A 13,094-nucleotide genomic window follows, 5' to 3' on the forward strand; every position below is an offset into this window, starting at 1 on the left:
CCGGCGGCTGATGCAGTTTCTAGCTCAGGGAAGAAGTACCCCCATGGCATTGCGCACTCCCACCTTGATCGCGCTCAGCGCTGTCACCCTGCTGTCCGGCTGTTCGGCGTTTCGCAACTACGATTCGGAACTGGCTCAGACCAACCAGCAACTGGCCACCGGCAACGTCGATGCCGCGCTGACCCTGCTGGAAAAAAACAACACCGGCCCCGACAAAGACCTGCTCTATTACTTCGAGAAAGGTGAGTTGCTGCGCGCCAAGGGCGACCTGTCCGGCAGCCAGAACGCCTGGACCAGCGCCGATCAGGTGGTTGGGCAGTGGGAAGACGCGGTCAAGCTCGACTCCGGCAAATACCTGGCACAGTTCGGCAGCTTCATCGTTAACGACAAGGTCCGCCGCTACGAAGGCTACGACTACGAAAAAGTCATGCTGACCACGCAGATGGCCCTCAACCTGCTGGCGGTCAACGACTTCGACGGCGCCCGCACCGCGATCAAGAAGACTCACGAACGTGAAGCGGTGATCGCCGACCTGCGTGACAAGGAATACCTCAAGAGCGAGGAAGAGGCCGAAAAAGAAGGCATCAAGACTCAGTACAAGGATCTGCAGGGTTACCCGGTCGCCAGCCTCGATGCGCCAGAAGTGGTCAGCCTGAAAAACAGCTACCAGAGTGCGTTCAGCCATTACCTGGCCGGTTTCGTCTACGAAGCCCTAGGCGAGAATGACCTGGCCGCGCCAGGCTACCGCAAAGCCGCCGAACTGCGCCCGAACACCCCGCTGCTTGAGCAGGCGCTGGTCAATCTCGACAAGCCGACCAAGAGCGACGACAGCGACATCCTGATCGTGGTGCAAAGTGGTCTGGCACCCTCGCGTGATTCGATCCGCGTGCCGCTGCCATTGCCGATCTCCAACAACGTGGTGATCACCCCGCTGTCGTTCCCGATCATCAAGCCTGACACCTCCACCGCACCGTTCGCGCAGATTGGCGTCGATGGCCAGCAAGTCAACCTGACCGCCCTCAACAGCACCACCGCCATGTCCCGTCGCGCCCTGCGCGATGACATGCCGGGGATCATCGTCCGCACCACCGTGCGCGCGATCACCAAAGGTGTGGCGCAGAAGAAAATCAACGAAACCAACCCGCTGGCCGGCCTCGCCGTGGGTATTTCTTCAGCTGTGCTGGAAGGTGCCGATACCCGTACGTGGCGCACCCTGCCGGACAACACCCAAGTGGTGCGTCTGCGCTTGAAGAAAGGCGAACACCAAGTCAGTCTGCCGAGCGCCGTCGGTGGCTCGGTGGTCAAGGTCACCGTCGATCAGCGCTACCAGGTGATCAGCCTGCGCGCCGTGGGCAATCAGGTGTTCGCTGCGGGCCTCGCCGCCCACGTCATCCCGAGCGCCGGCGCGACCAACGTCGCCAGCCTCAAACAACCTTAAGAACGGAGTCTTTGCATGCGCTTGAAACTCTTCGCCGTTGCCGCTCTCGCCGTCCTGGCCAGCGGCTGCGCCACCCCGCCACCACCGGAGCCGGGCAGCGCCGCGAGCAAGGTCGTGGCCATGGGTCCACAGAAGCACATCGCGGTCGGCGCCATGCGCGTCGCCCGTGAGAACGGCTTCATGACCGTCAATGTGCAGTTGACCAACACCCTCAACAGCAACAAGACGTTCTACTACCGCTTCGCCTGGCTCGGTGCGGAAGGTTTCCCGGTCGCCGAGGAAGAAGTCTGGAAAAGCCAGATGATGTACGGCGCCCAGACCAGCTTCATCCAGGGCATCGCCCCGACCCCGAAAGCCGTGGATTTCCGCCTCGAACTCAAGACGCCTTAAGTCCGCCACCCTATTCCTGTTTTAGAGAGCATTCCCATGTTTGCACGCTTTTCCTTGATCGCCGTCCTCGCCCTGCTGGCTTCCGGTTGCGCCAACACCTCGCCGACCCTGGGCAGCAAGAACATCAGCTACGGCGACACCAAAGCAGTTGAAACCGTGACCAACGAATTCGGCTCGACCGACCTGCAAATGATCGCCGAATCGATGACCCGCTCGCTGGCCCAGTCCGGCATCCTGCAGGGCCGCCCGGTGGTGCAGGTCTACGACGTGAAGAACAAGACCAGCGAGTACATCGATACCCGCGAAATCACCACCAGCATCAAGACTCAGCTGATGAAGTCCGGCACCGCCCGCTTCGCCAGCGACAACACCGCGATGCAGAGCCAGGTCGATCAGCTCAAGCTGCAAAACCAGAGCGGCCTCTACAAGAAGAGCACCGTGGCCAAGACCGGTAACATGATCGCCGCCAAATACCGTCTGGAAGGCTCGATCAGCTCGATCGTCAAGCGCAGCAGCGACTACAAGGACGTCTTCTACAAATTCAGCCTGCAACTGATCGACGTTGAAAGCGGTCTGGCCGAGTGGATGGACGAAAAAGAGATCCGCAAAACCACGGAGCGTTAATTGATGCGCACATGGATTGGCATGATGGCCCTGGCTTGCGCGTTCAGCGTGCAAGCGGCCCCGAAAGTCGCGGTAACGGATCTGGCGTATCAGGAGCGTGTGGAGCAGTACATCCACATCGTTTCGGCGCAGAACAATTACCGCGAGGGTTACTACAGCTCCAGTGGTTCCTCGAACTACAACGAGCTGGAAGCGACGACCAGCTACATCGAACAGGGTGAGCTGCGTAAATTCACCGGCGACATCAAGGGTGAAATCCTGCGCACCGGCATGTTCCAGCTGGTGCAGGGCACGCCGTACACCGCGTCGTCCAAGGGTGACGTCTACGACGTGATCAAGCGGATCAAGGCCGGCAACTTCAAGGGCGCCGACTATGTGCTGTTCGGCACCGTGTCGGACATCGACTTCACCCAGGACATGAACGAGCTGGCGCACACCGACAGCTATTCGGCGGTTTTGGGCCTGACGCTGGTGGCTGATTTCAGCCTGATCAACACCAAGACCTACGAGATCACTTCGGCCTTCACGGCGATGGGCGAAGCGCAGGACACCAAACTGGTGAACGGCCGCGACATCAAGATCTCGCTGAATCGCCCTCGGGTGGTGCGTGAAGTGTCGAAAGCGCTGGGCGAAGACGTCGCCGGGCAACTGAGCATGCAGCTCGGTGGCGGCGGTTACGAGCAGCCGCGTGAAGCGCAGCAGCGCAACAATCTGCCGCGTGATACTGCGCCGGTGATTTTGCACTGACTCTTGGCTGAACGCGTTCTGTGGCGAGGGAGCTTGCTCCCGCTGGGCTGCGAAGCAGACCCAAAAGCTTGTGAGCGCTGCGCACTCAAGCGGGAGCAAGCTCCCTCGCCACAATTGAGCGTCACTCCAAAGTCTTGGCGGATAAAAAAAGGCGACCTCATCAGGTCGCCTTTTTGCTGCCTGCGGGGTTTAAACCACCGCTTTACGCAACGTCGCCATGAACGCCGCCGCACCAATGAACAGCCCGGCAAACGTGCGGTTCATGCGCTTCTGCTGCTTCGGTGTGCGCAACAGGCGCAGCACCTTGGACGCCAGACCGGTGTAGCCGGCCATGACAATCAGATCCACGCAGATCATGGTCACGCCAATCACCAGGTACTGCATCAGCAGCGGTGCGTGCGGATTGATGAACTGCGGCAGCACTGCGAGCATGAACACCAGTGCCTTGGGGTTGCTGATGTTCACCAGAAAGCCGCGGAACACCAGCGCCAGCGGCTTGCCAATCGGGCGCACGGCGGCGTCATCGCTCATGTCCATGGGCAGCGCGCGCCATTGCTTGATCGCCAGGTAGACCAGATAGGCCACGCCAAACCATTTGATCGCATAGAACGCGGTGGCCGATGCGGTGAGGATCGCGCCGACCCCGGCGCCGACAATTGCAATCTGTACCGCCAGGCCGACTTGCAGGCCCAACGCGTTCCAGTAGCCGCGCCAGAAGCCGTATTGCAGACCGCTGGACATCGACGCAATGGCGCCTGCGCCCGGGGACAGACTGATCACCCAGCAGGCGGCAAAGAATGCCAGCCATGTTTGAAGCTCCATCGCACACCTCGACTGTGAATCGTGACAGACGTCAAAGCTAATGCGGTTTGGCGCGGATGACTACCGATTTTTGCTGGATGGTCCGGGCGCGGCTGATGACCTCTTCGCGAGCAAGCCCGCTCCCACATTGGATTTGTGTCGATCACAGATCCAATGTGGGAGCGGGCTTGCTCGCGAAGGCGTCAGATCAGACGCCCGAAGACTACTTCTCGAAACCGCTCGAAGGAAACACATCACTCCCGCGCCAGCGCCGCACCGAACGCTGGAAGAACAGGCTGTTCGGCACTTGCACCATGGCACTGCCTGTTCCCAGTTCCTCGGCTTCGATCAATGTGGTGTACAGCAGATTGATCGCCACCACCCGGCCTTTGACGCCGGGCTTGTCGGTGGTGTCCACCAGCTCGACCACATCGCCAAGGCGGAACGGGCCGACGGTGAAGATCAGAATTGCGCACAGCAGGTTCGACAGCACACTCCACATTGCGAAGAACGCCACCGCCGCCACCGCGACGAAACCCGACAGCGCCGTCCACAACACCGTGGCCGACACCCCGAGGCGTTCCAGCACAAAGATCAGCGCGCTGCCCATGATCAGCCAGCGCAGACCGCCACGCAGCGGCATCAGCAGCTGCGGCGGAAACGGGTAGCGCTCACCCAGACGGGTCAGGCCTTTGGCAACGAAGCGCTGAGCGAGATAACCCGCCAGCAGGATCAGCAGAATCTGCACACCGAGCCAGATCGGCTCGACCCACACCGCCGGCAATGGCCACTTGAACGCGTCCATCAGGACAACGCCTCCAGCTCCGCCTGCATGCTTTCCAGCGTCTCGAGAGCTTCCATCCACGCTTCTTCGAGCTCGGCTTCGCGCACTTTCAGCTTGGCCTGTTCGGCCAGCAGATCACGCAACTCGTTCTTGCGCGCCGGCTCGTAGATGTCGCTGTCGCCGAGGCTGGCGTCGACCTTCGCCAGCTTTTCGTGGAGCTTGCCCAGTTCGGCTTCGAGCTTGTCGGCCTCGCGCTTGTGCGGTGCCAGTTGCTGACGCAATGCAGCAGCGGCCTGGCGCTGCGCCTTCTTGTCGGTCTTGTCCGGATTGACCGGAGTGTTGCTGACCGGCGCATTGCGCTGACGGTATTCCACCAGCCAGCGCGCGTAGTCTTCGAGGTCGCCATCGAACTCTTCGACCTTGCCATCGGCGACCAGGTAGAAGTTGTCGGTGGTGCTCTTGAGCAAGTGCCGATCGTGAGACACCACCAATACCGCGCCGCTGAATTCCTGCAGCGCCATGGTCAGCGCCAGGCGCATTTCCAGGTCGAGGTGGTTGGTCGGTTCGTCGAGCAGCAACAGGTTCGGCCGTTCCCAGGCGATCAATGCCAGCGCCAGACGCGCTTTCTCGCCACCGGAGAAATTCAGCACCGGCTCGTCGATGCGTGCGCCACGGAAGTCGAAACCACCGAGGAAGTCGCGCAGGGTCTGTTCACGTTCGGTCGGCGCCAGACGCTGCAAATGCAGCAGCGGGCTGGCCTTGGCATCCAGCGAGTCGAGCTGATGCTGGGCGAAGTAGCCGACGACGGTGTTCTCGCCACGGGTCAGACGCCCGGCCAGCGGTTCGAGCTCGCCGGCGAGGTTCTTGATCAGGGTCGATTTACCGGCGCCGTTCGGCCCGAGCAGACCGATCCGCGCACCCGGGGTCAGTTGCAGCTTGACCTTCTCCAGGATGGTTTTATCACCGTAACCCAGACGCGCATCGGACAGGTCGATCAGCGGACTGGAGATCTTGGTCGATTCGCGGAACACGAAATCGAACGGCGAATCGACGTGGGCCGCCGACAGCTCTTCCATGCGCTCCAGGGCCTTGATCCGGCTCTGCGCCTGACGGGCCTTGGTGGCCTGGGCCTTGAAGCGGGCGATGTAGCTTTCCATGTGCGCACGTTGCGCCTGCTGCTTCTCGTAGGCCTGTTGCTGCTGGGCCAGACGTTCGGCACGGGCGCGTTCGAACGCGGTGTAGCCACCACGGTAGAGGGTCAGTTTGCGCTGATCGACATGGGCCACGTGATCGACCACTTCATCGAGGAAGTCGCGGTCGTGGGAAATCAGCAGCAACGTGCCCGGGTAGCTTTTCAGCCACTCCTCGAGCCAGATGATCGCGTCGAGATCCAGGTGGTTGGTCGGTTCGTCGAGCAACAACAAGTCCGACGGACACATCAAGGCCTGCGCCAGGTTCAGACGCATCCGCCAGCCACCGGAGAAATCTCCTACCTGACGATCCATCTGCTCATTGGTGAAACCGAGACCGGCCAGCAACTTGCGCGCCCGCGCATCGGCGGTATAGCCGTCGGCGCTGTCGAGTTCGGCGTGCAGACGGGCCAGAGCCGTGCCATCGTGGGCCGCTTCGGCGGCGGCGAGGTCACGTTGCACTTCGCGTAGACGCAGGTCGCCATCGAGCACATAGTCGACCGCCAGGCGTTCGAGCGTGTCGACCTCCTGGCGCATGTGCGCGATCCGCCAGTCGGCCGGCAGCAGGCAATCGCCCGAGTCCGGGTGCAACTCGCCGCGCAGCAAGGCAAACAGGCTGGATTTGCCGGCGCCGTTGGCACCGATGAGGCCGGCTTTGTGGCCGGCGTGCAGGGTCAGCTCGGCGTCTTCTAGCAGACGTTGCGGGCCACGCTGTAAAGTCAGGTTCTGAAGTCGGATCATAATGGCGGCGGAGTCTACCAGCTTCGCTCACAACTGGCGCGAGTAGCACGATGTCCTCTGACCTGTGGAGCTTTTCCCTTGCCATCTACGCCCGACCGGGCGTGGAGCCTGCTTGCCTGCAACTGCAAACGGCGGGGGCCAATGTCTGCCTGCTGCTATGTGGTCTGTGGCTTGAGCAACGGGGCACTGCCTGTGACGAACAGCGCGTAGAGCAGCTGAAAGAGCTGGTGGGGCCGTGGGATCGGGAGGTGGTGCAGCCACTGCGTGCGTTGCGTACTCAGTGGAAAACCCTGGCCGAGGGAGATCCGGTGCTCAAGGGTCTGCGAGCACAAATGAAGGCGCTGGAGCTGGAAGCCGAACGGCATCTGCTGTGGCAACTGGAACAGGTTGCGCAGGATTGGCCGCGCGATGACGCATCAGCGTCGGGGGAGTGGCTGGAGAGTCTGACGGGATCGGCCGCCAGCCCGAACCGCGACGCGCTGCAAGTGCTGCGCGTCGCGGCAACCGGCACTTAGGAAGCGCTGGTCGGGTTGCTGCTGGCGCTCGACGCAGCGGCTGGCGTTGGCGCAGTCGTGGTGGTCGAGGTGGAAGCGGCTGGAGCAGGCGCGGCGGCCGGCGCCGGAGCGGCTGGCTTGGCGGCAGGTGCAGTCGCCGGCTTGGCGGCAGCTGGTTTGGCAACGGCCGGTTTTTTCGCGGCAGGTTTGGCGGCTGGTTTAGCGGCTGGCTTTGCGGCTACTGGTTTGGCGGCAGGCTTGGCTGCAGCGGTCGCAGGTTTTGCTGCTGCAGGTTTGGCAGCGGTTTTAGCGGCAGGCTTGGCCGCTGGTTTGGCAGCAACCTTGGCAGCAGGTTTTGCCGCGACCGGTTTGGCCGCAGTCTTGGCTGCCGGTTTTGCAGCGGCGGTTTTCGCGGCAGGTTTGGCAGCCGGTTTTACCGCTACTTTGGCAGCTGGTTTAGCAGCAGTTTTTGCCGGAGCGACTTTGCGCGCAGCAGGTTTTGCTGCTGGGTTGGCAGCCGGTTTTGCCGCTGCAGGTTTGGCAGCGGCAGTACGTGCGGCCGGTTTCGCAGCGCTCGCCGCAGCCGGTTTTTTCACTGCGGTTTTTGCAGCAGGTTTGGCGGCGGTTTTAGCCGGTGCCTTGGCTGCTGGTTTGGCTGCCGGTTTTGCCGCAGCGGTTTTCGCCGGGGCTTTCGCCGCAGAAGGTTTGGCTGCCGCTTTTTTCGCAGGCGCTGCTGCTGGTTTGGCGGCGCGGGAGGACAGCGCTTTGCCGGCAGCCTCTTGCACACGGCCGACACCCTGGGCCAGTTTCAGGCTTTCCTGGGCATCACGCTTGAGTTGCAGAATGTAGCCGCGAGTGTCGGATTGACGCCCCTTCAGCGCGTCGAGCAAGTCTTCGAGTTCTTTGACGGCAGCCTTGGCCTTGTTCTGCGCCTTGGCTTTACCGGCAGTGGCCGCGTCTTGCAATTTGGTACGGGACTTGTGCAGTTTTTCTTGCGCCTTGCCGCGTTGTTTTTCCAGTTTGGCGAGCAGTTTTTCAGCATCAGCCAAGGCTTGGGAGCAAGCGTTTTCCAAATGCTCGAGCAGGCTGCCCGAGAGTTGTTGGAGTAGGTGCAACGGAGTGTTTACAGGCTTCTTGGTGGCCGACATGGTTTACCTCCTGGCTGACGTGAGTGCGGCTCATACTAGACCTCTGCAGTTACCGCCGCTAGGTCATCTTGACAGTATCGAAACCGTTGCGTTGCAACGAAGTGAAAATGTTCTGCACAAAGACAAAAGCAGTTCACCGTTGCAGACCTTCGCGCTGGCATAATCGCCCGCATCTCAGGACGGAGAGTGCCCATGTCGCGCTACCTTTTTTTATCCCTCTGGATGATTTTTTCCGTGGCCCAGGCCGACGAAAAAACCACCGCGAACGATGCTCACGATCTGGCCTACAGCCTCGGTGCCAGCCTCGGTGAACGCTTGCGCCAAGAGGTGCCGCAATTGCAGATTCAGGCATTGGTCGAAGGTTTGCAGCAGGCCTATCAAGGCAAGCCGCTGGCCCTGAGCGAAGCGCGGATCGAGCAGATCCTGGCGGATCACGAATCGCAAAACGCCGAACACGCGTCGCTGCCTTCCAGTGATGCCGCGATGGAAAACGAGCAGCGTTTTCTCACCGCCGAAAAAGCCAAACCGGGTGTGAAGGAATTGGCCGACGGCATCCTGCTGACCGAGCTGAGCCCGGGCACTGGCCCCAAGGCCGGGCCGGATGGAAAAGTGCAGGTGCTGTATGTCGGTCGCCTGCCGGATGGCACCGTGTTCGATCAGAACACTCAGCCACAATGGTTCAGCCTCGACAGCGTGATTGCCGGGTGGCGTACGGCGTTGCAGAACATGCCGGTTGGCGCGAAGTGGCGACTGGTGATTCCATCGGATCAAGCCTACGGCGCCGACGGTGCGGGCGATCTGATCGCGCCGTTCACACCGCTGGTGTTTGAGGTCGAATTGCGCGGTGCAACGAGCTGACCGACGCCGACTCGCCTGCATAAAAAAACGCGGTGCGCTTTCGGCGCACCGCGTTTTTCATGTCGGCGAGAAACGAATCAGGCCTGAACCGGATCTTCCTGCTTGTGTGCCGTGTGCAGCACTTCAATCAGGCAGTCTTCCAGTTCGAAGCGTTCGTGCAGCAGGCCACCCAGCTCCTTGAACTTCTCGGCGACGCATTTGCCTTCATCGCAAAGATCGTTGAACGCGAGGAGTTTTTCGGTGATGACGTCAATGCGCGGGTAGAGGGTTTCGGCGAGTTCGAGGCCGCGCGTGTCACCGAACGCCTTGGCTTCGCCGGTCAGCTGTTCGTAGATTTCGAAGTGCCCGGCCGAAACGTAATCGACCAGCACGCCGCAGAATTCAAGCAAGGGTTTACGGTTCTCGGACAGAGCCTGGGGTTTGTCACCCAACTTGTCGTAGGCACCGATCAGATCTTCACGCTCCTGCAACCAGCGGTCGATCAGCAGATGAACTCCACCCCAGCGTTCCTGAGCATTCTGACAACTTTCGAGCATGGCGATCTCTCTTCCCTTGTGGGTCATGCTGCTCTACACCCGCGCCCCTCTTCTGGCTTTTTTCGCTTGGAGGCCGACCGGGCAGAGCGTCATCGAGCAACATAAATCCAATGACACGTGCGGGCCAGATTATGCCCGCACGCCTATGGCTTCAAGGTACGCAGGAGATAAAGTTCATACAAGTGTTTAATCCCCGACCAGCGCCCGGTGCGACGCTTCGCCGCTGAGCGGTCGTTGCAGCGCGCTCCAGACCAGACGCAGTAACTGGTAAACCGCAAGGATCGACATCGCCACAAAGAACAGCAGACTCCATTCCGGGATGCTCAAATCGAACAGCGTCCAGGAAATTTCCGCGCAATCGACACCGCCCTTGAACATCCGCAGCGTTGCGCACAACCACGGCAGGTTGCTGAACAGCGCTTCGGAATCGGGCGCGCAACTGGTCATTTGCACCAGCGGATCACTCTGCAACAACACCTGCCGCCAGGCCGCCGTGGTTCCGCCCAGGCTCAGGCCAAGCGCGGCCGCCCAATAGAGCGACAGGCCGACACGCCGTGGGCCGTGAATCGCCGCCAGCCCGCAACAGACCATCAGCAACGCCATGAAGAAGCGTTGCGCCAGGCACAGACTGCAGGGCGTCAGCCCGACCGCATATTCGAGGTAATAGGAAGCTCCCAGGGCCAGTGCGCCTGCAGTGAAAGCCGTAAAAAACAAGGAGCGTGAACAGGCCAACGACATGGCTTTTCCGTAGCAGTGGAGACAGGCAGTTACGGTAGAGGAAAGCTTGTCAGCCTTTCAAGGCAGGTGCCTGGCGACAGTTCACCAGAACTGTAGGGAAAACCCGACAGGCGCGAGAGGAATAGGTGTAGTCCGCTGTAGGACTTTGCCCAACACGCCCGCCAGAGGTAATTATTCGCTCACTGAACGTTGACGAGGGAGCAGCCTCCCTCGTGATTTCAGGCGCGAACCGGCACCGGTAACGGCGCGGCCAGCAGGCGTTCATCCAGCAGGCCGAGACCTTCCTGGAACAACTGGTTGCTGCGCTCGGTATCACCCAGTTGCGCGAGCAGGCGCGCCAACTCGGCGCAGGCTTCCGGGTTACGCTGCACCCGCAGACTGCTTTCCAGATAATCCCGTGCCTTGCCCCACAAGCTGGTTTGCAGACAGAGACGACCGAGGGTCAGCAACAGGCTTGGATCAGCCGGATGCTCCTTGAGCCAGCCTTCGGCGGTCTGCAACTGACGCGCCGGATCGCTGCCGCGCACCAGGCCATAAAGACGTGCAAGGTGGCTGTCGTACTTGCGCTTGAGGGCGCTGCGCAGGACTTCTTCCGCCTCGACCTGAGCCCCCAGCTGACGCAGTTGTTCGGCGTATGCCAGCACCAGCGCCGGCTCCTGACGCTGCGCGGAAGTCAATTGCTCCCAGGCACGCGTGAGTGATTGCAGACCGACTTTGCCGTCCTCGTCACGATGCGCCGCCAGGGACAGGTTGTTGCCCCAGGCACGCCGTTCGAGTTCCGCCAGCTCGGCCGGCGGCAACACCTTGTCCTTGCGCAGTTCCGGCAACAGGCGAATGACCGCCGCCCAGTCGCCACGCTGCTGATGCAGACGCTGCAACTGTCGCAAGGTCTGTACGTTATGCGGATGCCGCTCGTGCATCGCTTGCAGGGTCACCAAGGCGCCGTCAGTGTCACCACGATCGGTCTGCAACTGCGCGTGACTCAAGGCAATCGCCAGTTCGGCCTGAGGCTGGCGCTCCAGGGCACGCTCGAGCAACTGATCACACTCCTCGTACTTGCCTTGTTCGTTGGCCGCGCGTGCCGCGCCGAGGTAATACAACAGCGGCTGGCGCTCGGCCTCGGCGGCGCGAGCGAGGTGACGTTGCGCGCTGGCCCAGCGACCTTCGGCCAGATCCAGCTGACCGTGTTCGATGGCCACCTGCACCCGCCGGCTGCGGTTGCGCCGTGACCACGGATTGACCACGCCACCGGACGTCATGATCAGCTCGATCAGGGCCTTGATGCCCCAGATCAACAGCCACAACACCGCAATCAGCGCCAGCGTCGCCCACAGGCTCGATTCATAGCGAAAGCTCTTGTAGGCAACCAGCACGTAACCGGAATGCTCGGCAATCGCCAGGCCCAGCGCCGCCGTCGCGGCGATCACCAGAAACACGATCACATACAGGCGTTTCATGGCGTGGTCTCCTGCGCGGTGTTGGCGGCAGGTTTGGCGAACGGTTTGACCGATTCTTCAGCGTTGACGTTACGGCGTTCCAGGTAAGCCTGCACCGCGCTCAACGTGCCGGTCAGGTCAGGGGTCTTGACCGTCACAGGTTGCTGGCTCAACTCGGCAACCTGTTCGAGCATGATTTTGCTCTGCGGATTATCCGGATTGAAATTGCCCTTGAGCACGTCCCGCGCTTCGGTCAGTGCCTGGCTGTAGACCGGCGCCTGGCCATTGAGCGCAGCCCACTGCGCCTGCTCCAGCGCCAGACTCAGGGCCAGACGCACCTGGCTCAGACTTTGCCCGGCCAGCAGTGGCTTCACATTCTTGTCGGCATTGAAATCAATGCGGATGTAGCGCGACACCTGATCCCACCACTGCGCCCAGCGACTGGCACCATCGCCGTCAGCGGTCAGGCCCAGCAGCGATTCGCCGCGATCCTTGTACTCCGGCGCCAGCTCGGTCAGTTGGATGACCTGATCACGCAAGGCCCCGATGCGCAGGAACAGGCCGGTGCGATCCGGCTGCTCGGTGTTGCGCAGGGCGACGAGGGTCTTGGCCACTTGCTCGCGGGCGGCGAACGAGCCGGGATCGTTCTGTTCGCGGAGGATTTCATCGGCACCCTGTACCAGCGCCTGAGCGCTGCTGATGTCCTGCAGGGCCGAGAGGCGCAGGCTGGCCAGACGCAGCAGATGCTCGGCCTCGGCCAGACGCCAGTCCTTGCGGCTGGCGCCGAGAACGGTTTCCAGGCGCTGGTTGAGGCGCTGTTGATCACCCTGCAGTTGCGTCACCAGACGCTGGCGCTCGGCGAGTTCATCGGCACCGGGCAGCTGCGCGAGGCGCTCGGTCAGGCGCTGTTCGTTGAGCTTGAGGCTCTGCGCCTGATCGTTCAACGCCTGCACCTGATCGGACTGCTGTGCGGTGTTGGTCTGCAGGTGACGCACCTGCCAGACCCCCCAGCCACCGAACGCCACGCCGGCAGCGCCGAGCAACAGGGCGACAATGGCCAGTCCGTTGCCTCGGCGCGGCTCTTTGGCCGGCGGTGGAGTTTCAACCTGGGCATCGATCACAGGCTGGACATCATCTTTAGGCAAGGCTGTTTCGCTCACGTATCCATC

At 61.6% G+C, this 13,094-nt stretch carries 14 protein-coding genes; 6 read left to right on the plus strand and 8 right to left on the minus strand.

Annotated elements, in window-relative coordinates:
• The first annotated feature begins 43 nt into the window (after positions 1–43).
• The 4 genes from V9L13_RS19550 to V9L13_RS19565 are packed head-to-tail and all read left to right on the plus strand — an operon-like array spanning position 44 to position 3,199.
• The gene (locus V9L13_RS19550) at positions 44–1,438 is read left to right on the plus strand and encodes a hypothetical protein (protein WP_338800308.1); all 1,395 of its coding nucleotides are present in this window, start codon (positions 44–46) and stop codon (positions 1,436–1,438) included.
• A 15-nt stretch (positions 1,439–1,453) separates the two neighbouring features.
• A complete protein-coding gene (locus V9L13_RS19555) occupies positions 1,454–1,828 on the plus strand; it encodes a YcfL family protein (RefSeq protein ID WP_338800309.1) in 375 nt (124 codons plus the stop codon).
• 36 nt (positions 1,829–1,864) lie between these two features.
• The gene (gene lpoB, locus V9L13_RS19560; protein WP_003229365.1) at positions 1,865–2,452 is read left to right on the plus strand and encodes a penicillin-binding protein activator LpoB; all 588 of its coding nucleotides are present in this window, start codon (positions 1,865–1,867) and stop codon (positions 2,450–2,452) included.
• Between the two features lie 3 nt (positions 2,453–2,455).
• Positions 2,456–3,199, plus strand: a complete 744-nt coding sequence (locus tag V9L13_RS19565) for a penicillin-binding protein activator LpoB (RefSeq protein ID WP_201136269.1) — start codon at positions 2,456–2,458, stop codon at positions 3,197–3,199.
• Positions 3,200–3,388: 189 nt separating this feature from the next.
• Here the strand turns inward: V9L13_RS19565 and rhtB are convergent, their stop codons facing one another.
• From rhtB to V9L13_RS19580, 3 genes are all read right to left on the minus strand, one after another.
• Positions 3,389–4,021 (minus strand): homoserine/homoserine lactone efflux protein, encoded by a 633-nt coding sequence (gene rhtB, locus V9L13_RS19570; protein WP_064589768.1) that lies wholly within the window; start codon positions 4,019–4,021, stop codon positions 3,389–3,391.
• 202 nt (positions 4,022–4,223) lie between these two features.
• Positions 4,224–4,805 (minus strand): mechanosensitive ion channel family protein, encoded by a 582-nt coding sequence (locus V9L13_RS19575; RefSeq protein WP_003229371.1) that lies wholly within the window; start codon positions 4,803–4,805, stop codon positions 4,224–4,226.
• Entirely contained in the window at positions 4,805–6,715 is a 1,911-nt protein-coding gene (locus V9L13_RS19580; RefSeq protein ID WP_003229372.1) for an ATP-binding cassette domain-containing protein, read from the minus strand. The genes V9L13_RS19575 and V9L13_RS19580 overlap by 1 nt, the downstream gene beginning before the upstream one ends.
• 50 nt (positions 6,716–6,765) lie before the next feature.
• Between V9L13_RS19580 and V9L13_RS19585 the strand changes: the two genes are divergently transcribed.
• Entirely contained in the window at positions 6,766–7,230 is a 465-nt protein-coding gene (locus V9L13_RS19585; RefSeq protein ID WP_338800310.1) for a TIGR02444 family protein, read from the plus strand.
• On the opposite strand, the gene V9L13_RS19590 is transcribed toward V9L13_RS19585, so the two are convergent.
• Entirely contained in the window at positions 7,227–8,357 is a 1,131-nt protein-coding gene (locus V9L13_RS19590) for an AlgP family protein (protein WP_338800311.1), read from the minus strand. The genes V9L13_RS19585 and V9L13_RS19590 overlap by 4 nt on opposite strands.
• A gap of 192 nt (positions 8,358–8,549) precedes the next feature.
• On the opposite strand from V9L13_RS19590, the gene V9L13_RS19595 reads away from it, so the two are divergent.
• Positions 8,550–9,215, plus strand: a complete 666-nt coding sequence (locus V9L13_RS19595) for an FKBP-type peptidyl-prolyl cis-trans isomerase (protein ID WP_262142421.1) — start codon at positions 8,550–8,552, stop codon at positions 9,213–9,215.
• Positions 9,216–9,292: 77 nt separating this feature from the next.
• Here the strand turns inward: V9L13_RS19595 and V9L13_RS19600 are convergent, their stop codons facing one another.
• The 4 genes from V9L13_RS19600 to V9L13_RS19615 all read right to left on the minus strand — a co-directional run bounded on the left by V9L13_RS19600 (position 9,293) and on the right by V9L13_RS19615 (position 13,085).
• Positions 9,293–9,751: an Rsd/AlgQ family anti-sigma factor gene (locus V9L13_RS19600; protein WP_003229379.1), complete on the minus strand. Its 459-nt coding sequence runs from the start codon at positions 9,749–9,751 to the stop codon at positions 9,293–9,295.
• Positions 9,752–9,937: 186 nt separating this feature from the next.
• On the minus strand, positions 9,938–10,489 hold the full coding sequence (locus tag V9L13_RS19605; RefSeq protein ID WP_003229380.1) for a disulfide bond formation protein B: 552 nt from the start codon (positions 10,487–10,489) through the stop codon (positions 9,938–9,940).
• A 218-nt stretch (positions 10,490–10,707) separates the two neighbouring features.
• Entirely contained in the window at positions 10,708–11,946 is a 1,239-nt protein-coding gene (locus V9L13_RS19610) for a heme biosynthesis protein HemY (protein WP_201136265.1), read from the minus strand.
• On the minus strand, positions 11,943–13,085 hold the full coding sequence (locus V9L13_RS19615; protein WP_338800312.1) for a uroporphyrinogen-III C-methyltransferase: 1,143 nt from the start codon (positions 13,083–13,085) through the stop codon (positions 11,943–11,945). Before V9L13_RS19615 ends, V9L13_RS19610 begins: the two co-directional genes overlap by 4 nt.
• Positions 13,086–13,094: the final 9 nt, after the last annotated feature.

Origin of the sequence: Pseudomonas sp. RSB 5.4, assembly GCF_037126175.1 — a bacterium.
Classification (GTDB): Bacteria; Pseudomonadota; Gammaproteobacteria; order Pseudomonadales; family Pseudomonadaceae; genus Aquipseudomonas; species Aquipseudomonas fluorescens_H.